Consider the following 21,418-nt stretch of genomic DNA (forward strand, 5'->3'; position numbering starts at 1 on the left):
TTCCCCGGCAGTGCGGCCCGCTCCGGGCGGGCTCGGGAAAGGGGATTCATGACCCTGCTCGAATTACGAGAACTCACCGTCGGCGTCATCGCCGACGAGACCGAACGCGAGCTGGTGCGCGAACTTTCGTTCGATCTCGATCAAGGCCGGACACTCTGCGTGGTCGGCGAATCCGGCAGTGGTAAAACGGTGACGGCCTTGTCGATCATCCGGTTGCTGGAGTTCGTCGCGCCCGTGTTCACGCGCGGTGAGATCACCGTCGACGGCGTGGACGTCACGAGGCTTTCCGCCGACGAGATGCGGGCGTACCGCGGCCCGCGGATCGGCATGATCTTCCAGGAGGCCTTGGATTCACTGAACCCGAGCCGGCGGGTCGGCAAGCAGCTGATCGAGGCCTACCGGAAGCCCGGCTCCCTGCCGCGCCAGGCCGTGCGCAAGGGCACGCCGTTGCACCGCGAAGCCGAGACGAAGGCGCGCGGCCTGCTGAAGGAGGTCGGCCTCACCGACACCGACCGCGTGCTTTCCCTTTATCCGCACCAGATGTCGGGCGGGATGCAGCAGCGCGTGATGATCGCGCTGGCGTTGATGGCCGACCCGAGCCTGCTGATCGCCGACGAGCCGACCACGGCACTGGACGTGACCACGCAGGCGGAGATCCTCACCCTGTTCGACCGCGTCCGCCGCGACCACGGCACCGCGTGCGTCTTCATCACGCACGACATGGGCGTGGCCGCACAGGTGGCGGACCGGATCGCGGTGATGTACCGCGGCGAACTCGTCGAGCTCGGGTCCACAGAGGACATTCTGTACACGCCGAAGCATCCCTACACCAAGGCTTTGCTCGACTGCGTCCCTCAGCTCGGGGTCAGCAGGCGCGACGGTTTCCCCACCATCTCCGAGGCACTGCTGGAAGCCGCGATGAACGGTCAATCGGCCGTCGCCACCGAGACCAGGTCGTTGAGCCGCGCGAAGACCGGGGACACCGGTGAGGGCACCGCACTCGTCATCGATTCCGTGTCCAAAGTGTACGGACGTCGCGGCCGGTTCTCCCTGAGCCGTGAGCCCGAGGTGCACGCGGTCAAGGACGTCTCGTTGGAGATCGCTCCCGGCGAGTTCTTCGGCCTGGTCGGGGAATCCGGTTCGGGCAAGACCACGCTCGGCAGGCTGGTGAGCGCGCTGGAGCCGCCCACCTCGGGCACCATCTCCTTCGGGGAGCACCGGTGCACCCCGTCCGGGCTCGACGGCGACGAGCGCGCGTTCCGCCGCCGCACGCAGCTCATCTTCCAGGACCCGCAGAGCTCGCTCGATCCACGCCACACAGCCGCCCGGATCATCGCCGAACCACTGCGGGAGCTCACCGGCCTCCGCGGCGCCGAACTCGACCGCCGCGTCACCGAGCTCATCGACGAGGTCGGGCTTCCGTCCGACACCGCGAAGAAGCTGCCCTCACAGCTCTCCGGCGGGCAACGACAGCGCGTCTCGATCGCCCGCGCGATCGCGGCGGAACCCGACCTCATCGTCGCCGACGAGCCCACCTCCGCGCTCGACGTCTCGGTGCAGGGCCAGGTGATGAACCTGCTGCTGGACCTGCGGCGCACCCGCGCGCTCAGCTTCCTGTTCATCACGCACAACCTCAGCCTGGTGCTCTCGGTCGCCGACCGCGTCGGCGTCATGTACCGGGGGGAACTGATCGAGATCGGCGAGCCGGACGAGATCCGGCTCCGCGCCCGGCACGAGTACACCCGCCGTCTCCTCGCGGCGAACCCCGAAATTGGAGTGCGGAACCCATGAGACGAACCCTGACCAAGGCCGCGCTCGGCCTGGCGACCGTCCTGCTGCTCACCTCGTGCATGGGAGGGCAGGCCGGCGGTGGGGCCGCTGACGGGCCGCCGGTCCGGGGCGGCAACCTGAAGGTCGCCGTGCCCACCGATCCGCAGTCGCTCGACATGGTCGCCAACCCCGGCCAGGTGACCGCGCATATCGGCAACATGATGTACGAGAAGCTGTTCGAGGTGGACAAGGGCTTCACCGCCCGCCCCATGCTGGTCGAGGACTACACCACCAGCCCGGACCGGCTCACCTACACCTTCAAGCTCCGCCAGGGCGTCACCTTCCACGACGGCAATCCGCTGACGTCCGAGGACGTCGTGGCGAGCCTGAAGCGGTGGCAGCAGGTGCACCGCACCGGGCAGCTGGTCACCCCGGACATCGAGTCGATCACGCCTGCCGATCCGGCGACGGTGACCATCAAGCTCAAGAAGCCGCGCTACCCGCTGATCAACGAACTCGCCGGCGCGGGCACGGAGATCTACGAGGCGAAGAACCTCACCGGTGTCGCGCCGACCGGGTTCGCCCAGGAGAAGGCGATCGGGACCGGGCCGTACAAGCTCAAGAGCTGGGACATCGGCCGTGAACTGGTGCTGGAGCGGTACGACGGCTACAAGTCCCGGTCCGAAGAGGACTGGGGCGGGCAGGCGGGCGCCAAGCACGCGTACCTGGACACCGTGACCTACAAGGTGGTCTCCGACCAGGACGCGCTGATCAACGGCCTTCAGACCGGCCAGTGGGACCACATCATGCCCACGAACGACCAGTACGAGCCGCTGCGCAACAACCCGGCCGTGGTCGTGCACAACCTCCCCGGAGGCAACGACAACGTGGTGATCCCGAACTTCAACACCGGGTCGAAGTTCGCCGATCCTCGCGCCCGCGAGGCGCTGAACCTGCTGCTCGACAAGCCCGCGATCAACGCGGCGACCGGCGGCAGCAAGGACCTCACCCTCGAGACCGGCGCCTTCGCGTCGCCGGACAACAAGCAGTTCTACTCCACCGCGGGCGAAGAGGTCTACAAGGCGCACGACCCCGAGAAGGCCAAGCGGCTGCTGGCCGAGGCCGGGATCACCGCCGGTGCCACGATCCGCATCGTCACCACGAACTCGTACCCGGAGTTCGGCAAGTGGGCGGTGCTGATCCAGGACAGCCTGTCGAAGATCGGCATCAACACGAAGATCGACACCTTCGACTTCGCCACGATGCTCGGGACACTGACCAAGGAACCAGGCGGCTGGGACATCACCACGCTGTTTTTCGACTCGGCGCTGACCTCGCCCGCGCAGATGCCCGCGCTCACCCTGGGCACGCTGAACGGTTCGTCCTCGCCCGAACTCGACGCGCTCATGGCCGAGTTCAACGCTTCGACCACGCCGGAGCAGGCGAAGGCGGTGGTGGACAAGCTGCAGGCGTTCACCTGGAAGCAGTTGTCGGTGATCACCCTGAGCCAGTCGAAGCTCTACGCGGCCTACTCCCCCAAGCTCAAGGGTTACGGCGACTTCTACCGCGTCTTCTGGAACACCTGGCTGGCGTCATGACCGGTCTGCTGTTGCGCAGGCTGCGCGACCTGGTGATCATCCTGGTGATCGTCGGGACGATGATGTTCTTCGTCATCCGGCTGATCCCCGGCGACCCGGCGCAGGCGATCCTCGGCCCGACCGCGCGACCATCCGATGTGGACGCGCTGCGGGAGAGCATGGGACTGAACGGGACCCTCTGGGAGCAGTACGTCAGCTGGGCCGGGAACGTGCTGCAGGGCGACTTCGGTACGTCGATCACCTATCACGCGCCGGTGCTCGGCGTGGTCGCCGACCACATCCTGCCAACGCTGACCCTCGCCGTGCTCTCGACGGTGATCAGCTTCTTCCTCTCGGTCGCGATCACCTCATGGCAGGCGGTGTCGCCGCGCAACCCGGTGGCGCGGGCGCTGGACCGGCTCTCCGCGCTCGGCATGGCGATGCCGGACTTCTGGATCTCGCTGATGCTCGTACTGGTGTTCTCGGTGACGCTGCGCTGGTTCCCCTCCAGCGGTTACGAGAACCTGTTCACCGACCCGGCGACGGCGGTGCCCGCGCTGGTGCTGCCGCTGACCGTGCTGGTCATCGGGCAGACCGCGTTGTTCGTGCTCACCCTGCGGGAAAGCCTGCTCGGGGAGCTACCCCTGGCGTATCTGCGCACCGCGCGGGTCAAGGGGCTGTCGGAGCGGCAGGTCATGACCAAGCATGTCCTGCCGAACGCGCTGATGCCGCTGATCACCCAGCTGGGCAGCAACTTCGCCATGCTGGTCGGCGGGATCGTGATCATCGAGTCCATCTTCGTCGTGCCGGGGCTCGGCCATCTGCTGATGGGCGCGGTGTCCACTCGCGACTTCCCGCTGATCCAGGGTGTGACGCTGTTCGTCGCGGTGCTGTTCGTGCTGGTCAACCTGCTGGTGGACCTCTCGTACGCGCTGCTCGACCCGAAGGTGCGTGTCTCGTGAGCATGGCTCTCGTGGAAAAGACGTCGCCGGTGCGCGAACCGCGTCCCGCCGGCCGCGCGGCCCGGGTGTTCCGGCGGAACCGGATGCTGGTGATCACCACGGCGGTGCTGGCGGTGATCGTGCTGACCGTGATCGTGTTGCCGTTCTTCCTGCCGAGCGTCAGCGCGACCGACCCGGTGAACCGGTTGCTGCCGCCGTCGGCCGCGCATCCGCTCGGCACGGACTCGTTCGGCCGGGACGTGCTCGCCCGGCTCGTCTCCGGCGGCCGCGCGTCGCTCGGGCTGTCCGCCTTGATCACGCTGTGCGCGGCCTTCACCGGCCTGGTGATCGGGCTGATCAGCGGGTTCTTCCGCGCCGCCGACGCGGTGCTGATGCGGGTGATGGACGCCTGGATGTCCTTCCCGGCGATCATCCTCGCGATGGCGCTGGCGATCTCGCTCGGCGCGAGCATCTGGACCGAGCTGATCGCGCTGACCGTGATCTTCACGCCGTTCACCGCCCGCGTCGTCCGCAGCCGGGTGCTCGGCATCGCCGGCCGCGCCTACATCGGCGCCGCCCGGGTTTCGGGGATGAGCCGGTGGAAGATCCTCGTCGTGCACGTGTTCCCGAACGTGCTGCCGCTCGCGCTGGTGCAGGTGGTGATCCTGTCCGCGGCGGCGATGCTCGTGGACGGGGCGATGAGCTTCCTCGGTCTCGGCATCGCTCCCCCGACCCCGACCTGGGGCAACATGATCGCCGAAGGCCGGTCGTACCTGGTGCAGGCGCCCTGGCTGGTGATCGCGCCCGGCGTGATGATCATGGTCTGCGTGTTCCTGCTGAACCTCATCGGATCGTCGCTGCGGATCGCCGTCGACGCCCGCGCGCGGACGCTGAGCGAGATGCAGCGCCTGCGCACCCGCCGCCCCTCCGGCAGCTGAGAAAGGATCCCGTTGTCTGCCACTACTTCCCTGGCCGTGCGCCGGTTCGCTCCCGAAACCGTCGTGGGGCCGCCTGTGCTGCTGGTGCACGGATTCGCTTCCGACGGACACACCGACTGGATCACCACGGGGTGGCCTGCCGCGCTCACCGCCGCGGGCCGCGAGGTGCTCATACCGGACCTTCCCGCCCACGGCTCCAGCCCGGCCCCCTCGGGATCGCTGGGTGCCGTCGCGATCACTTCCGAGCTGAGCCGGCTGGTCTCGGATCTGTCCGAAGTGGACGTCGTCGGCTATTCGCTGGGAGCACGGCTGGCTTGGGAGCTGCCCGCGCAGGCGCCGGTCCGGCGGCTGGTGCTCGCCGGTGTGAGTCCCTTCGAACCGTTCGGCGCTGTCGACGTCACGGCCGCGCTGGCCTTCGCCAGTGGTGGCAAGGCTCCGTCGGATCCGCTGACGGGGATGATCGCGCAGATGATCACCGCGCCGGGGCGGAACCCGGCCGCGCTCGCGCGATGCATCGAAGACCTGCGGGCGGAACCTTTCGCGCCGGTCTCCGGTGCCGTCTCCGTGCCGACCCGCTTCGTGGCGGGTGTGGACGACCCGGTGAGCCAGGGCATCGAGACGTTGGTGGAGCTGGTGCCGGGATCCTCGCTGGTGCGGGTGCCCGGGGACCACGGCGGGGCGCTGCGGAGCCCGGAGTTCAAGGCGGCCGTGCTCGATTTCCTCCAGTAGGCCTCGTGAGTGGTAAGGACGGTTAGAACCGTCCTTACCACTCACGAGCCCGACGTCAGAAGGTTCCGTCCGCGGCCACTTCCCGGTCCAGCCACAGATCCTGCAGCGCCGCCCGCACCTCCGAACCCCGTGAAGCGGCGAGCGCGACGGCACCCAGGTTGTCCTCCAGCTGAGCCATCCGGCTCACGCCGAACAGCACGTTCGCCACCGGCTCGTAGGCGAGGCAGAACGCGAGCGCCAACTGCGACGGGCTCACCCCGAAGTCCCCGGCGACAGCGGCCACGCGTGTGGCGGCGGCACGGATCGACTCCCGGATACCACCCGGATCCGCACCGATCTTCCGCGAAGGGGTCTTGCCCAGCAACACACCACCCTCGAACACGTCCGAGGCTTGCAAGGTCAACCGTCCGGCCTCGAAATGCCTGCCGTAGAAGGAACCCTCGGCCATCGAACGGCGGACGACGCTGTACTTCAGCTGAGCGAAACGTGGAGCCGGAAGACCTTCCCGCGCGGCGAAGTCCAGGGCAAGGTCGAGGTCCGCGGCCTGCCAGTTGTTCACCCCCCAGACACCGAAGCGGCCGAGCCGGATCTGTTCCGCCACCTCGGTGACGATGCGCGGGATATCCGGGCGCTCGAAGTAGTCACCGACCACGACGGCTTCCGCACGGTCGACGCCGACTCGGTCGAACGAGGTCGCGAGCTGCTCGGCGAACCCGGTGTTCGGGTAGTCCCAAAGCCAGAGCTTCCCGCACAACTGGTACTCGTCGCGTTCGATTCCGGCGGCGCGCACGGCTTCCCCGAAGAGGAGGTCCGTCCGCGACTGCTCGGAATGCGGCCCCATGTCGTAGTGGGCCACGTCGAAAAGCGTGATACCGGAATCGATTGCGGACCGGAGCAGCCGCACCGCGTCCTCGAAGTCCATGCGGTCCCAGGTGTTCCAGGATCCCAGGCTCAGCGCCGAAGTGGCGAAGCCCAGGCCGTTCTGCTTCTCGTCCACGAGATTTCCTTTCGCTGGCAACGGAAACCAGTTTTAGTCTACGATCGTAGAATGAACAAGAGACTTGTCGTGGTGACCGGCGGTGCCAGTGGCATCGGCCGCGGAGTCGCCGAAGCCTTCCAATCCGCGGGTGACCGCGTCGTCATCGCCGACGTCGACGTCCGCGCGGCGCACGACCTGGCCGGAGAACTCGGCGCGGAGCACGTCGAACTCGACATCTCCGACCCCGGCTCCGTGGACGCGGCACTGGGGCTGGTCACCGATCGGTTCGGCCCGGTGGAGGTCCTGGTCAACAACGCGGGTCTCGCCGGGGGCGGCGGGCCGTTGGTGGGCTTGGACATCGGCGTCTTCGACCTGTGCATGCGGGTGAACTTCCGCGGCACCTTCCTGATGACCCGCGCGGTCGGCGCGCACATGCTGGAAGCCGGCACCCGAGGCGCCATCGTGAACATCACCTCCATCGGCGCCCGTCAGCCGACACCGGGTCTCGGCCACTACGAAGCCACCAAGGCGGCCGTCGAGGCCCTCACCCGCTCGGCCGCGCTCGAATTGGCACCGCATGGCATCCGCGTCAACGCCGTCGCGCCGGGCCCGGTGCTCACCCCGATGACCGCCGGTTTCGCCTCGGACACCGCCGCCCGCGCGGCGTGGGAAGCGAGGATCCCCTTGGGTACCATCGCTTCCGTCGCCGACGTGGTGCCGTCAGTCCTGTTCCTCGCCTCCGCCGACGCCGGCCATCTCACCGGGGTGAGCCTCCAGGTCGACGGCGGGCAGCTGCTCACCTGAGTACACGACGCGGCCGCCGGACACGGTGAGTTCGACGCCGACGTCCGGCAGGTCCGCGAACGCGACCTCGAGCGGGTTCGCGGCAAGCACACAGAAGTCCGCCACGCGGCCCACGGTCAGCGATCCCTTCCAGGCCGCCCCGCCGTCCTGCTCGGCGGCCGCGGTCGTGTAGCAGCGCAGCAGCCGGGCCATCAGCTCGGCGTCCACTTCGGACGCCTCCAGCATTCGGGCCGCCGCCGCGATGTGCACCCGCCAATCAGGAGTCACCACCGGTGCGTCACTGCTCAGGGTCAGCGGAACCCCCGAGGCCAGCATCTCCGTCAGCGGCCAGGCACGAGCACCGACCTCGGCACCGAGCGCGTCCGTCAGCATCCCCCGCATCGCCACGGCGATCGCGGGCTGCGTGGTCAGGCCGACGCCCGCCGAAGCCATCCGCGCGAGCTGATCCGCCGTCACCAGGTCGCCGTGCACCAGGTGGTCTCCGCGGCGAAGCGAGCCGAGCGCGGCCTCGATGCTGCGATCCCCCGTCGCGTGCACCGCCACAGTCAGGTCGGCCTCGTGGGCGAGACGGATCATCGCGGCGAGATTGCCCGCGCGATCCGGATCGTCGGCGCCGTCGACGAGCAGCGCACCGTGCGAGCCGTCGGCGTAGCAGTGGTGCGTCCACGCGGACCGCATCGGCGGAATGCCATCGGCGAAGATCTTCACACCGGGCACGGTGAGCCACAACGGATTCGCGGCCGGTGCCGGAGTCGCGAGCCCACGCCGGAAGTCCTCGAGCGAACTCGCGCCGTCGAGTAGACCGAACAGCCGCAGCGCGGTCACCCTTGCTCGCAGAAGGCCTTCCGAAGCCAGCGTCGCGTACTCCTCCAAGACTTCGGCGCCGAAGCACCCCGTTTCGCCAGGACCCAGACCGGGTTCGGTGTAACTCGTGATGCCCAGCGACGCGCACAGCTCGCCCGCACGCAGGATGGCCGCCCGTCGTTCGGCCGCGGTGCGCACGGTTTTCTCTTCTCCCCCGGTGATTCCGGCGCCGCCGATGAGCGTGTCCGGCCACCGCGCGCCGAGCCAGGCCGCGTGGAGATGCGAATCGTTGATCCCGGGCAGGACGGTTCTCCCCGCCAGGTCGATCATTTCGGTCTCCGGGCCGATGTGGTCCAGGGCGACATCGCCGAGGGCGACGATCCGATCGTCACGCACGGCCATCGCCCGTACGACGGTGCCCGCCGGGTCGAAGGTGAGCACAGGACCGCCGCGAACCACGAGTGAAGCGGGGCGAATTTGGTGCGACGGCATGGTTTCCTCCAGGATCTGGACTTTTTCTCCTACGACTGTAGACTAAAACAATGGTCGACAGAACCGAAGCGGCGGTGCTCACCGAACACGGCTCCGCGCTCACCTTGCGGGAACTGCCGCTGCCCGAGGAGCCGGAACCGGGCGCCGCGCTGGTCCGGATCACCTGCACCACCCTGTGCGGCACCGACGTGCACCTCTGGTCCGGCCGGATGACCTTCCCCGGCATGCTCCCGATGGTGCTGGGCCACGAAATGGTCGGCGAGGTGGTGGCCGTCGGACCGGGCACCACCGACACGCTCGGCCGCGAGATCGCCGAGGGCGACCGCATCGGCTGGTCCGAGTCGACCTGCGGAAAGTGTCACGGCTGCACGATCCTGCGCGAGCCGGTCGCCTGCGAGAAGCGCGGATACGGTTTCCTTCAGCGTTCCGACGTCTTCCCGTACGCCACCGGCGGACTCGTGCGGTACTGCTACGTGACTCCTGGCGCGGCGAAGCTACTCCTGCCCGACGACGTCAAGGACACTTGGGCGTCCATGTCGGGCTGTGCGGGCAAAACCGTGCTGCGAGCCGTCTCGCGCTCGGGCGGGATCCGTCCCGGTGCGACCGTCGTGATCCAGGGCGCGGGCGCGCTGGGCGTGTTCGCCACCGCGGTCGCGCGGATCTCCGGCGCGGGCGACGTGATCACCATCGGCGGACCGGCCGACCGGTTGAAGACAGCCGAGCGTTTCGGTGCCACGGCGACGATCCCCGTCGACGGCAGCGTCGAAGACCGCGTCGAGCGGGTCAAGGAACTCACCGGCGGCCGGGGTGCCGACCACGTCTTCGACTTCGCCGGCGGGCCGACGATCGGTGAAGAGGCCGTCGCCTTCGCCGCCCAGCGCGGGACGATCGCGATCGTCGGGTCCACCGGTCCCGCGCCTTCCCCCGTGGCACTGGGTACGGTGATGGGCAAGGAACTCACGGTCGTCGGATCCCTCAACGGCGACATCGCCGACTACCACCGCTCGGTGGACTTCTTCCGCACGTTCGCCGATCGGCTGCCGTGGGACGAACTCTTCAGCCCGCCCGTCGGTCTTTCCCAAGCTTCGCGGAGCGTCGAGTCGATGTCCCGGCTCGGCGAACTCAAAGCCGTCATCGATCCCCGTCTGCCGTGATATCCGCCGGTGAACCCGCGACCGCGATCGACGTCGGCAGGACGCCTGGTGGTCGAACGCGTACCTTGGCCGAACGGGGCGCCCTGCCACCGCGATAGCGGGGCCTTCGGCCGGGGCGGGTTCACGCGTACGCCGGTTTCCCGAACACACCCCAGCTCCGTCACTCAGCCCTAGGAGAATCCATGACCATTCCCCAGCGCCGGATCGGCCGCGACGGCCCGCTCACCGGCGTGCTCTCGCTCGGCTCCTGGCACACCTACGACCGGATGGACTTCCGCGAGGCGGTGGACCTCGTCCGCACGGCGGTCGATTCCGGTATCACGCTCTTTGACGTCGGCGTCTACGGTTTCCCCGGCGCCGCACCGGTCTTCACCGACGTGCTGTTCTCCGCGATGGTCCGCGCGGCCGGGCTGCGCCGGGAGGACTACCTGTTCTCGGCCAAGCTCTGGCTGGAGGGGTATCCGGAGCACGATCTCCGGGGCCAGCTGGACAACGCGCTCTTCCGCGCGGGCGTCGACCACGCCGATCTGGTGGTGCTGGGCGATCTCCGGAACGACGACACCGATCTGCACCGGCTGGTGCTCGATCTGAACGAACTCCGCGAGGCCGGGCTCATCCGGCAGTGGGGCGTCAACAACTGGTCCGCGACCACGATCCGGGCACTGCACGATTTCGCCGCGGCCGAGAACGTGCCTGGGCCCGCGATCGCGCAGCTGAAGTACAGCGTCGCGCGACGGTCCATTCCGGACGGTGAACCCTTCGGGAAGGTCTTCGGCGAACTCGGGGTGACGCTCCAGTCGTCGGACATCTTCGAAGGCGGGATCCTGCTGGGCAAGAACAGCGGCGCGCGCCAGGTCGGCCGCGACCCCGGCGACATCCGCGAACGCATCGCCGCCTCCGCGCCGGAACTGGCGAAGATCGCGGCCGGGCTGGACGCGACACCGGCGCAGCTGTGTCTCGCCTTCACCCTCACTCACCCGGCCAACACGACCACCCTCTTCGGCGCGACGAGCACCCGGCAGCTCGAGGACAACCTCGGCGCTGTCGACCTCGTCGAACGCGTGGGCGCGGAGCAGCTCCGCGAGCTCGTCGAGCCGTACTGGGCGGACCGGGGTGTCGTCGACCCGGAGGGACCGTGACGGCCTTCGACCCCGAACTCGCCGAAGCCCTGACGGGGCTCCCTTCCGGACCGCCATTGGACGCCGGATCGCTGGCGGAGATCCGGCGGGCGATGACCGAGGGGAACCTGAGTTGTGCCGAGGCGATCGGCGACCGGGATCTCGTCTGGGAAGATCACGAAATCCCCGGCACCGACGTGGTCGTCACGGTCGTCAAGCCGAGGGACGCCGAGGACGCGCCGGGGTTCTACAACATCCACGGCGGCGGGATGGTGCTGGACGACCGGTTCGCCGACCTGCCCAGAATAGTCACCCTCGTCGAGGAGTTCGGCTTCGTCGCGGTGACGGTGGACTATCGGCTCGCCCCCGAACATCCGCATCCGGCGCCGATCGAAGACTGCTACGCGGGCTTGACCTGGATGGTCGAGCACGCGAGCGAACTCGGCTTCGACCCTGGCCGGTTGATCGTGGGCGGCGGCAGCGCGGGAGGCGGGCTCAGCGCGGGGATCGCCTTGCTGGCCAGGGATCGTGGTGGGCCGGCGCTGGCCGGTCAGCTCCTGCTGTGCCCGATGATCGACAGCCGCAACGACTCCGCGTCCACAGTGGAATTCGCCGAACGCGGGGTATGGGGCAGGGCCGCCAACGAGTTCGGCTGGCGTTCCCTCCTGAATGGACAGACCTCGCCGTACGCCGTTCCGGCGACCGCGACCGATCTCGCCGGACTCCCGCCCGCCTTCATCGAGGTCGGCGCGGCCGAGATCTTCCGCGACGAGGACGTCGACTACGCGCGACGGCTCTGGCAGGCGGGCGTACCCACCGAACTGCACGTCTGGGCGGGCGCGTACCACGGTTTCGACCGGATCGCCCCGGACAGCGAGGTGACCCGGGCCGCGCTCGCCGCCCGGGCCTCCTGGCTGCGCCGCGTCATCGGCCGAGCATGAACCGGGCGGCCTGCTCGCCGACCAGCACCGCCGGCGCGTTGGTGTTGCCCGTGGTCACCCGCGGCAGCACCGACGCGTCGGCGATCCGGAGCCCGCTGATCCCGTGCACGGCGAGCTCCGGATCGACCACGGAGTCGGCGTCGGTGCCCATCCGGCAGGTCCCGACCTGGTGGTGGTAGGTGATCGCGGTCCGCCGGACGTACTCGCGGACGTCGGCGTCCGGCCCCGGATACAGCTCACGGGCACCCCACTCGTCGGCCAGCGCCGACGCGCGCCCGATCTCCCGGCACTGCTCCACCGACGCGACCAGGCTTTCGAAATCGGCCGGATCCTCCAGCGCGGCCAGGTCGATCAGCGGTTCGTCGAGCGGGCTCGGCCCCGAAAGCCGGAGACTGCCCCGGCTGCGCGGCGTGACCATGCCCGCCATCAGCGAGAACCCGGTCTCCGGGCCGGTCATCCACGACTCGTACATCGGCACACTGAAGTGGATCGGCTGGGTGTCGGGCACCGCCAGGCCGGGGCGGCTACGCCAGAACAGATGGGTCTGCGTGACCGAGCGGCCGGGCGCGGGCGGATCGACCTGGCGGCGATCGGTCGCGAAGATGACCGGCGACAGCAGATGGTCGTGCAGGTTCTTCCCGACGCCCGGCAGTTCCGCGACGACGTCGATGCCGTGCACTTCCAGCTCGTCGACCGGTCCGACCCCGCTGCGCAGCAGGATCGCCGGGGACGCCAGCGCGCCTGCGGCGAGCACGACTTCGTCCGCGAAGACCTTGCGTAGTTCGCCGTCGACCTCGGCCAGCACGCCGGTCACCTTGTCACCCTCGAAGAGCAACCGGTGGACGAGCGCTCCCGTGTGGACGGTCATCCGTTCGGCCACGGGCTGCCCGTAGGCGAGCCAGGTGTTGAGGCGTTTGCCGTCGCGGGTGGTGACGCGCTGCACCGACACACCGTCGAGCTCGCCGGCGTTGTAGTCCGGGTTGAACGGCAGCCCGATCTCCACGGCCGCGTCCACAATGGACTGCTGGATCGGGTGCAGCGGCTCGTTCGGCACCACGTCGAGCAGATCCTTCTCGATCCGCTCGAACACCGGGCGCACGTCGTCCCACCGCCAGCCGGGCAGGTCCCAGCCGTCGTAGTCGGCAGGCGCGCCGCGCACCCAGATCATCGCATTGAGGGAATGCGACCCGCCGAGGACCTTGCCGCGCGGCAGGTGAAGCCGCCGGTTCGCCGCGTGCGGCTGCGGCACAGTGTAGTAGTCCCAGTCCTCCGGGCCGTGCCACAGCTCCCCTGCCCGCGAAGGGTCGTGAATGGCCGGATTGGTGTCCGGCCCGCCCGCTTCGAGCAGCGTGACCCACGCCCCGGAATCGGCCAGTCTCCTGGCGACCACCGAACCGGCCGAACCCGCTCCCACCACGATGACGTCCATGTCCCCCACCCTCGCAAGGCGCGACGGCGTCCGGCGGATTCGGTTCGCTGGCCGACAATCGGCGTGCCCTGGCGGGCAAGACCGGGGACCTCGTGGCGCCCGATACTCGATCACACACCGGTCGAGGAGGAGCTAGCCATGGCCACACGCCTGTTCATCGACGGACAGTGGACCGCCGCGGGAGGCGGGTCATTGCCGACGTACGATCCGGCCACCGGCCAGGTGATCGAGGAGGTCGGCACCGCGTCGGCCGCCGACGTCGACGCCGCCGTGGGTGCCGCGCGGAAGGCGCTGAACGACCCCGCCTGGGCGGGGCTGCTGCCGGTCCAGCGGGCCGCGCTGCTGTTCAAGCTGGCGTCGCTGGTCGACGAGCATCACGAGGAACTGGCCGCGCTGGAGACACGTGACCAAGGCCAGCCGATCGGCATCTCGCGCCAGGTCAGCGTCACCGGCGCGGCCGAGCACCTCCGGTACTTCGCGGGCTGGGTGACCAAGATCCAGGGCACCACGAACCCGGTGTCCTTCCCGGACACGCTGCACTACACCCGTCGCGAGCCGGTCGGGGTGAACGCGCTGATCACGCCGTGGAACTTCCCCCTGATGATCCTGGTGTGGAAGCTCGCGCCCGCGCTGGCCACCGGCAACACCGTGGTGATCAAGCCCAGCGAGGTGACGCCGCTGACCAGCATCCGCCTGGTGGAGCTGGTGCAGGAGGCCGGGTTCCCGCCGGGGGTGGTCAACCTGGTCACCGGCGACGGTGCCGTGGGCGCGCTCCTGAGCAGGCACGACGACGTCGACCACCTGTCCTACACCGGGTCCACCGCGGTCGGGAAGCTGATCACGGCCGCCAGCGCCGAGTCGAACCTCAAACGCCTCACCCTCGAACTCGGCGGCAAGGCGCCCAGCATCATCTCCGGCGACGCGGACATCGACGCCGCCGTCGCGGGCAACCTCGCGGGCGCCACCCTGAACAGCGGGCAGGTCTGTGCCGCGTACACCCGGTTCTTCGTGGACCGCAAGCGTGAGCAGGAGTTCGTCGCGAAACTGGCCGCCGGGCTCGAAGGCCTCAAGCTCGGGCCGGGGCTGGACGAATCCACCCAGCTCGGCCCCCTCGTGTCCGCGAAACACCGCGAGCACGTGGACTTCCTCGTCTCGACCGGCAACGAGCAGGGCGCGGAACTGGTCACCGGCGGCAAACCCGTCGACCGCGACGGCTACTTCTACTCCCCGACGTTGTTCGCCGGTGTCGCCGACGACATGACGATCATGCGCGAGGAGATCTTCGGCCCGGTCCTCGCCGTCACCGCCTACGACGACCCGGACGAACTGCTGGCCCGCGCGAACGACACCGAATACGGGCTCGCGGCCACCGTGTGGACCCGAGATCTGGGCGTCGCGCAACGGTTCGCCAACGGTATCCGGGCGGGCGCGGTGTTCGTCAACATGCCGCCGATCCCCGACATGGCGGCGCCTTGGGGCGGCTACAAGGCTTCCGGCTGGGGCCGGGAGATGGGCCCGTGGGCGATCGACGCCTACACCGAGATCAAATCCGTCTGGCTGCACTACTCGTGACCACGGGCGACGCGGTGAACGGGACCGCGAAGAGCAAGTCGCAGATCGCCTACCACTGGATCAAGGCGAGGATCGACGACGGCACCTTCTCCCCCGGCTACCGCCTCGTGTTCGGGCAGATCGCCCAGGAACTCGGCGTCAGCACCGTACCCGTGCGCGAGGCGGTCCGGCGGCTGGAGGCCGAGGGCCTGGTGACCTACGAGCACAACATCGGCGCGCAGGTCGCGATGGCGGACGAGAGCGATTACCAGCACACCATGCAGACACTCGCGCTGGTCGAGGGCTACGCCGCCGCGCTGGCGGCGCCGTCCTTGCCCGGCGAGGCGCTCGACGAGGCCAAGGGGCTCAACGCGGAACTGACGGCGTGTCTCGACAACTTCGAGCCGTCGCGGTTCACCGCGCTGAACCGCGACTTCCACCGCGTCCTGTTCGGCACGTGCCCCAATCCGCAGGTGCTCGATCTGGTCAACCGCGGCTGGAACCGGCTGGCGGGGCTGCGCACGTCGACGTTCAGCTTCGTCCCCGGCCGCGCGCACGAATCCGTGCGGGAGCACCAGAAGATCCTCGACCTGTTCGACCGGAACGCGCCCGCCGGGGAGATCGAACTGGCCGTGCGGGAGCACCGGCTGACCACTTTGGAGACGTTCCTGGCCTGGCGGCATCCTTAGCCCGGGTTCACGCTGTGGTCAACCGTGGCTTGAGTACCTACTGCTCACCCGAGTACATGAAGGCCCCCCTCCTGTACTGCCGCGGACCTGTTGGGTGCGGGCTTGGCCGGGCCCGGCACCGCCCTGGTGACCGTGTCGCGAAAGCCCACTTTCGAGACGTCTGATGTCCCGAAAGTGGCTTTCGCGACACCGCCCGCCCCAACCCCAGACCGAACCGGGGAGCTAGGACAAGACGGCACTCAACCCCTAGGCCGGGGCAGTCTCCGGCGGCGGAAAAGCATAGAAGCGCACGGAAAGTTCCTTCTCACCCGTCACCGGACGACGACGGCGCCGGCAATACCGCGCGATCAGCTCGCGGTACTCCGCGTCCAGCTCACGGAACTCGTCCTCGGTCAGCCGCGTCGAGGTCCGCTGGGCCGTCGCCCACGGGCCGAACTCGTCGCGGTGTGCCGCGGCCCAGGACAGCAGGGCGACCTCGTTCGCGTACTTCGCGTCGAGGAACGCGGCGACCCTTTCCCGATCCGCGCCGTCGTAGTCGTCCGGCTCGGGCTCTCGAAGGTCTTGCGGAATCGCGATCCAGTTCCCTTTCCTGTCACGGCGTACGAAACCGTTGTCCCGTAACGTTTTCAGGCATTCGGCGACTTCGGCACGCTCCAGCCCCGTCCGACGCGCGACCGCCTCCATGTCACCGGGAAGCTCGCGCGTCACCCACTGGTATCGCGGATCGTCTCGCATCTCGATGTCCCGCAAGGTGACCGATCGCCGCGGCAGCGGGTCACTCAAGAGCCGCCGCGCGGCCAAAGCCAGCGCCACTGCGACCGGGATCTCGACGAGGACGGCGAGCGCGACACTGGTCCACCGTTCGGCCGACGTCCAGCCGAGCACGACGTCGAACCACGCGTCACAGCAGAGCATCGCGGCAGTCGCCGACAGCAAGGGAACTGCCGCGCGACGGCGAAGCAGTCCCAGGCACGCACCGGCCGCGAAGCAGAGCAGGAGAGCGATGTCGAATCCGACCCAGGCCGCGCGCCACTGACCGGTGTCGTACCGGTCGGGCAGGGTGTGCGCGAGGTAGACGGTCCAGGGCACGAGGAGGACCGCCGCGCCGGCGAGCACCGTCAGGAGTAGCCGTCGGATCATGATCACGACGCTAGAAGCGGTCGGACGCCGGGGCATCCGGGATTCTCCCTGGTCCGGGCTCAGGGTCCGCCGACCGGACCAACTTCGGCGAAACCCCGCGCGATGCCCGGCCCGTCTGGTCAGAATCGGTCCATGCGATCGAAGACGCTCGCTCTCGCCGTGATCCTCGCCTGCACGGCCGGGCTCGCCGGTCCGGCCTCGGCTTCGACCGCGGGACCACGGCTGGAAGACGCGCGCCCCTGCGCGCACGACGCGCGGTTCACCTGTTCGACGTTGACCGTGCCGCTCGACCATCGCGGCCGGACACCGGGCACGCTCGACCTCCAGGTCGCCACCGCGAACAACGCGACCGCGGCCAAGGGAGTGCTGCTGTTCCTCACGGGCGGCCCGGGGCAGCCTGGGGTCCCGTTCGGCACCAAGCTCCTCGACCGGATGCCGGCGGTGTTCGCCGACCACCGGCTGGTGATGATCGACCAACGGGGCACCGGCGCGAACGCCCTCGACTGCCCGGATCTGCAGGCCCAGGTGGGCAGTTCCGACATCGAGCCGCCCACCCGCGAAGCGGTCACGCGCTGTGCCGCGAGCCTCGGCGACAAGGCCGGGTTCTACGGCACCGACGCGACGGTCGCCGACCTCGATCTGCTCCGCCGGGCACTGGGCGCACGGAAGATGGTGGTGGACGGCGTTTCCTACGGTTCGTTCACCGCGGCGCGGTACGCCATCGCGCATCCCGGCAACGTCTCGAAACTGATCCTCGATTCGGTGCTCCCCCATCACGCCACGGCCGACCAGTCGCTGTACCTGGAGGCGATGAAGGCGACCGCGCGTGTCCTGCGTGACGCCTGCGCCAAGCCACCGGCCTGTGATTCCGATCCGGCGGAGGACCTCGCATGGCTGGTCCGGAACCGGGACGCCGCGGCCGGCGTCGCGCTGTTCGACATGATCGTCACCTACGAATTCGCCGACCCGAGCTATCGGGACCCTTCGGCGATGGGGACGGACCTGATCACCGCGCTGCGGACCGCGCGCGGCGGGAACACCACGAAACTCGACTCGCTGCTGCGGGATCTCGCGTCCGGCGGCGACTCGCTCACGTCGTTCAGTTCGGGCCTGCACGCGGCGACACTGTGCGCGGACATGCGTTTCCCTTGGGGTGACGCCGGAACGCCGGGTTTCGCCCGCGAACCGCTGCTGCAACTGACCGAGAAGCGGCTGACCGCGCGGGACACGTGGCCGTTCAGCCCGGCCGTCGCGACCGGGATCGGGTTCGTCCGGACCTGCCTGCCGTGGCCGGTCGTCCCGCCGAACTCGAACCCCGGCGGGCGACTTCCCGACGTCCCGGTGCTGCTGCTCAACGGCGACCACGACCTGTCGACACCGATGGAGTGGGCATACGAGGAGGCGAAGGCGGCGCCGCGGGGTGAAGTCGTGATCGTCGAAGGCGCGGCGCATTCCATCCAGAACCGGGAACCGGGCGAGGCCGGGCGGAAAGCGGTGGCGGAGTTCCTCGCCAGGTGAGCGGCCTTGAGTCTCCACCCACTGGAGCCTTTACCGTCGCTTCCATGACGATCACCGTTCTCGACACCTACCCCGCGATGCGCGCGATCCTGCGTGCGCCGCGGCCGGACCGCGCCGCGATGCTCAAGGCGATGGCCGAACCCGCGGCCGGGATGTACCGCTACTTCCCCGGCGAGGTGGACCTGGTCGCGATGCACGCGATGAGTTCCGGGTTCCCGCTCGACCGCGACGAGGAGCGCTGCCTGGAAGCGCTCGAAGCCCTCCATGAAGCGGACGCCTGGAACCGGATCCAGCGGGCGCTCGACGACGCCGTCGCCACACAGCTCGCCGCGACGCCCGGGCTGACGGTCCCGGACATCACCGTCCTCACCGTGCTGGGTGATCCCGGCGACGCGCACTTCATGGGCCCGAATCTGGGGATGACGGCGAACGGCAGCGTGTCCGGCTACATCCACCTCAACTTCTGGCCGTATCCGGAGAACCTGGCGCGGCTGGAGGCCACGGCGGTCCACGAGCTGAACCACAACCTGCGCTACAGCCCCGGCGGGGTGATCTGGGATCCGGCGACGGTCACCGTCGGCGAGCAGATCGTGTCCGAGGGACTGGCCGACGCGTTCGCCCGCCAGTTGTACGGCGACGAACTCGGTTACGCCCGCATCGGGGTGCCACATCTGCACGACGACGCCGTGTTCGCGAAGGTCGTCTCCGGGTTGGAGATCACCGGCATGCAGAACTTCACGGCGTGGGTGCACGGTGACGAGACCGCCGCCCGCTACGGCGGCACACCCGTCGGCCTGCCGACCGGCGCCGGGTACGCGGTCGGCAACCGGCTCGTCGACGCCTATCTGGCCGCGACGGGCCGGACGGCCGCGGAGGCCCTGCTGGCGGACCGCCGCGACGTCATCGACACCGCCCTCGGTTAGGCGCTGTCCGGTAAGTCTGTTGGCGGTCTCCGCACCCGGGTGTCGCGAAAGCCACTTTCGGGACATCAGGCGTCGCGAAAGTGGCTTTCGCGACACGCTCCGGCGGCGCGACCGCTCGGGGACGCCACCGCCCAGTTTGAGCGGCTTCACCAAGTGCCGCGAGGGTTAGCAGCACCCTTGTCACCCACGACAGACATCCTGCCGGCAGCCTCGTCCTTTGTGGACTCCGGAGGAGAGCGCAGACTTACAAGACAGCCTAGGACTCGCGGCGCCTCGAACGGATCGTGAGCGCCACCAGCACGCCACCGGCGAGCAGCAGGAACAAGCCGGCGACCAGCAGTCCCCGGACCTCGCTGCCGGTCGAGGCCAGCGGACCGCTGTCGGACGGTCCGCCGCCCGGCGCGGTACCGCCCGGCTGGCCGGGGGTCGTGGTCACCGTGACCCCGGGCCCAGGAGTCGTGGTCGAAGTCCTGCTGGTCGTGGTCGGCGCGGTGCTGCTCGAACTCGACGACGAGGTGGAGCTGCTGCTCGTCGGGCTCGAAGAAGTCGCGCTGCTGGACGAACTGGACGACGCCGAGCTGGTGCTCGTCTGGCTCGACGACGTGGCCGAGGTCGAGGTGGGCGCCGTCGACGTCGAAGTGACCGACGTGGAAGTGGCCGAAGTCGGGCTGGTCGACGTGGCGCTGGTCGTGGTCGAGCTACTGCTGGTCGTGGTGGTCGAACTGCTGCTCGTCGGCGAACTGCTCGTCGTGGCCGAGCTCGACGAAGACGAGGACGAAGACGACGTGGAGCTGCTCGGCGTGGTGGTCGGTGTGCTGCCGCATTCGGGCAGGTCGCCGTTGAACGGGTAGGCGTGGAACTCCTGCCCGCCACCGCCGGTCGCCTCGGAGGTGTGCACCAGCGAGCCCGTGGTGAAAAAGCGGCCGTTCATCCCGGAGGCGGTGACGGTCGCGGTGCTTCCCGGCTCACCGATCAGCACACTCCCCTGGAACTGGGCGCCACCGGCGATCTTCACGCTGGCGGCGTCCGGGAAGTTCCACAGCAGCCGCTCGCGCAGCTTGTTCAGCGGATCCTGGTCGTTGAGGTCGCCGGTGTAGGTGTTGATCGTCCGGGCGGCTCCCACCATGTTGACCAGGATCGTCGCCCCGGCCGGGATGCCCTCGAATTCGATCCCCTGCATGCCCCCGGTGGTGCCGGTCAGGTCGAAGTCCACGGTGAACACCTGCAGCGCGGACTTCCCGTCCCCGGTGAACAGGGTGCGGTATCCCTGGTTGACCGCCGTGCCCGTCGCCGGACGCGGCGTGGTGCCTTCGCGTGCGTAGCACTTGCTGGCCACCCGGAGATCCTCGCGCAGGCCCACATAGGGTTTCGCCGCGTCAGGATCCTTTTCGAGCTTGCCCGTCACCGTCCCGGTGACGGTCCCCGCGTGCCGCACGACGCCGCCGTCCGCGAGCAGACGTTGGTCCGCCGCGACATTGACGTTCCCCCCGGTCGTCAGGAAGTCCGCGCCGTCCGGTGGCGGGACGCGGGATCCGACACCCGCGATGCCGACGTTGTAGACGGAAGACGCGCCCGCTCGTTTCGCCATGTCGAAATCACCGAGGACGACAACCCGCCCTTCGGCTTCCGCTGCGGCTTCCCGTACCTGGAATTCGCCGCCGACATAGACGTTGATGCCGTTGTCGCGGCCCGCGTAATCCTTGTTGTTCACGGGCGGGTATTTGGTCGGACAGGCCGGCCCGACGCAGGGTCCCAGTCCGCCCGGTAAAGGGGCGGCGACCGCGCCGTCGGTGACCACGAGCGCCGCCACGCACACCGCGGCGGCGGCACCGGCCGACAGGGACGCGAATCGCCTTGCACGCATGCGGCGATTCTTGTGCCCATCCACCGCCCGAACACAATCGGAATCCGGAATTACCCC

General features: G+C 69.1%; 18 protein-coding genes. 13 read left to right on the top strand and 5 right to left on the bottom strand.

The window, feature by feature from the left end:
* Positions 1-48 precede the first annotated feature (48 nt).
* The 5 genes from H4W30_RS22100 (at position 49) to H4W30_RS22120 (ending at position 5,955) form a co-directional block, all read left to right on the top strand.
* Positions 49-1,791 carry a dipeptide ABC transporter ATP-binding protein gene (locus H4W30_RS22100; protein WP_192744596.1) on the top strand — a complete coding sequence of 581 codons (1,743 nt, stop codon included), beginning with the start codon at positions 49-51 and terminating at the stop codon, positions 1,789-1,791.
* Entirely contained in the window at positions 1,788-3,368 is a 1,581-nt protein-coding gene (locus tag H4W30_RS22105) for an ABC transporter substrate-binding protein (protein ID WP_192744597.1), read from the top strand. The genes H4W30_RS22100 and H4W30_RS22105 overlap by 4 nt, the downstream gene beginning before the upstream one ends.
* Complete coding sequence (locus H4W30_RS22110) at positions 3,365-4,309, top strand: ABC transporter permease (RefSeq protein ID WP_192744598.1); 945 nt, start codon at positions 3,365-3,367, stop codon at positions 4,307-4,309. The genes H4W30_RS22105 and H4W30_RS22110 overlap by 4 nt, the downstream gene beginning before the upstream one ends.
* Before the next feature lie 2 nt (positions 4,310-4,311).
* Positions 4,312-5,226: an ABC transporter permease gene (locus H4W30_RS22115; RefSeq protein WP_225950098.1), complete on the top strand. Its 915-nt coding sequence runs from the start codon at positions 4,312-4,314 to the stop codon at positions 5,224-5,226.
* Between the two features lie 75 nt (positions 5,227-5,301).
* Positions 5,302-5,955, top strand: coding sequence for an alpha/beta fold hydrolase (locus H4W30_RS22120; protein WP_192746756.1), 654 nt, complete (start codon positions 5,302-5,304; stop codon positions 5,953-5,955).
* Between the two features lie 55 nt (positions 5,956-6,010).
* On the opposite strand, the gene H4W30_RS22125 is transcribed toward H4W30_RS22120, so the two are convergent.
* On the bottom strand, positions 6,011-6,952 hold the full coding sequence (locus H4W30_RS22125) for an aldo/keto reductase (RefSeq protein WP_192744600.1): 942 nt from the start codon (positions 6,950-6,952) through the stop codon (positions 6,011-6,013).
* A 69-nt stretch (positions 6,953-7,021) separates the two neighbouring features.
* On the opposite strand from H4W30_RS22125, the gene H4W30_RS22130 reads away from it, so the two are divergent.
* Entirely contained in the window at positions 7,022-7,738 is a 717-nt protein-coding gene (locus H4W30_RS22130; RefSeq protein ID WP_192746757.1) for an SDR family NAD(P)-dependent oxidoreductase, read from the top strand.
* Here the strand turns inward: H4W30_RS22130 and H4W30_RS22135 are convergent.
* Positions 7,655-9,034, bottom strand: a complete 1,380-nt coding sequence (locus tag H4W30_RS22135) for an amidohydrolase (RefSeq protein WP_192744601.1) — start codon at positions 9,032-9,034, stop codon at positions 7,655-7,657. The two genes, H4W30_RS22130 and H4W30_RS22135, sit on opposite strands and share 84 nt — an antisense overlap.
* Positions 9,035-9,084: 50 nt before the next feature.
* Here H4W30_RS22135 and H4W30_RS22140 point away from each other — a divergent pair, with 50 nt between their 5' ends.
* The 3 genes from H4W30_RS22140 to H4W30_RS22150 all read left to right on the top strand — a co-directional run bounded on the left by H4W30_RS22140 (position 9,085) and on the right by H4W30_RS22150 (position 12,247).
* Positions 9,085-10,188 carry a zinc-binding dehydrogenase gene (locus tag H4W30_RS22140; protein WP_192744602.1) on the top strand — a complete coding sequence of 368 codons (1,104 nt, stop codon included), beginning with the start codon at positions 9,085-9,087 and terminating at the stop codon, positions 10,186-10,188.
* 182 nt (positions 10,189-10,370) lie between these two features.
* Positions 10,371-11,327, top strand: a complete 957-nt coding sequence (locus tag H4W30_RS22145) for an aldo/keto reductase (RefSeq protein ID WP_192744603.1) — start codon at positions 10,371-10,373, stop codon at positions 11,325-11,327.
* The gene (locus H4W30_RS22150; RefSeq protein ID WP_192744604.1) at positions 11,324-12,247 is read left to right on the top strand and encodes an alpha/beta hydrolase; all 924 of its coding nucleotides are present in this window, start codon (positions 11,324-11,326) and stop codon (positions 12,245-12,247) included. The genes H4W30_RS22145 and H4W30_RS22150 overlap by 4 nt, the downstream gene beginning before the upstream one ends.
* Here the strand turns inward: H4W30_RS22150 and H4W30_RS22155 are convergent.
* Complete coding sequence (locus tag H4W30_RS22155; protein WP_192744605.1) at positions 12,231-13,676, bottom strand: GMC family oxidoreductase; 1,446 nt, start codon at positions 13,674-13,676, stop codon at positions 12,231-12,233. The genes H4W30_RS22150 and H4W30_RS22155 overlap by 17 nt on opposite strands.
* A 138-nt stretch (positions 13,677-13,814) precedes the next feature.
* On the opposite strand from H4W30_RS22155, the gene H4W30_RS22160 reads away from it, so the two are divergent.
* A complete protein-coding gene (locus H4W30_RS22160; protein ID WP_192744606.1) occupies positions 13,815-15,248 on the top strand; it encodes an aldehyde dehydrogenase family protein in 1,434 nt (477 codons plus the stop codon).
* On the top strand, positions 15,245-15,916 hold the full coding sequence (locus tag H4W30_RS22165; protein WP_192744607.1) for a GntR family transcriptional regulator: 672 nt from the start codon (positions 15,245-15,247) through the stop codon (positions 15,914-15,916). Before H4W30_RS22160 ends, H4W30_RS22165 begins: the two co-directional genes overlap by 4 nt.
* Positions 15,917-16,162: 246 nt before the next feature.
* On the opposite strand, the gene H4W30_RS22170 is transcribed toward H4W30_RS22165, so the two are convergent.
* Positions 16,163-17,056, bottom strand: coding sequence for a helix-turn-helix domain-containing protein (locus H4W30_RS22170; RefSeq protein WP_192744608.1), 894 nt, complete (start codon positions 17,054-17,056; stop codon positions 16,163-16,165).
* 132 nt (positions 17,057-17,188) lie between these two features.
* Between H4W30_RS22170 and H4W30_RS22175 the strand changes: the two genes are divergently transcribed.
* Together H4W30_RS22175 and H4W30_RS22180 are read left to right on the top strand one after the other, a co-directional pair.
* Entirely contained in the window at positions 17,189-18,574 is a 1,386-nt protein-coding gene (locus H4W30_RS22175; RefSeq protein WP_192744609.1) for an alpha/beta fold hydrolase, read from the top strand.
* 44 nt (positions 18,575-18,618) lie between these two features.
* On the top strand, positions 18,619-19,497 hold the full coding sequence (locus tag H4W30_RS22180) for a DUF2268 domain-containing protein (RefSeq protein ID WP_192744610.1): 879 nt from the start codon (positions 18,619-18,621) through the stop codon (positions 19,495-19,497).
* Positions 19,498-19,753: 256 nt separating this feature from the next.
* Here the strand turns inward: H4W30_RS22180 and H4W30_RS22185 are convergent, their stop codons facing one another.
* On the bottom strand, positions 19,754-21,361 hold the full coding sequence (locus H4W30_RS22185) for a choice-of-anchor A family protein (protein WP_192744611.1): 1,608 nt from the start codon (positions 21,359-21,361) through the stop codon (positions 19,754-19,756).
* Between the last annotated feature and the right edge of the window lie 57 nt (positions 21,362-21,418).

It is taken from the genome of Amycolatopsis roodepoortensis (assembly GCF_014873915.1).
GTDB lineage: Bacteria > Actinomycetota > Actinomycetes > Mycobacteriales > Pseudonocardiaceae > Amycolatopsis > Amycolatopsis roodepoortensis.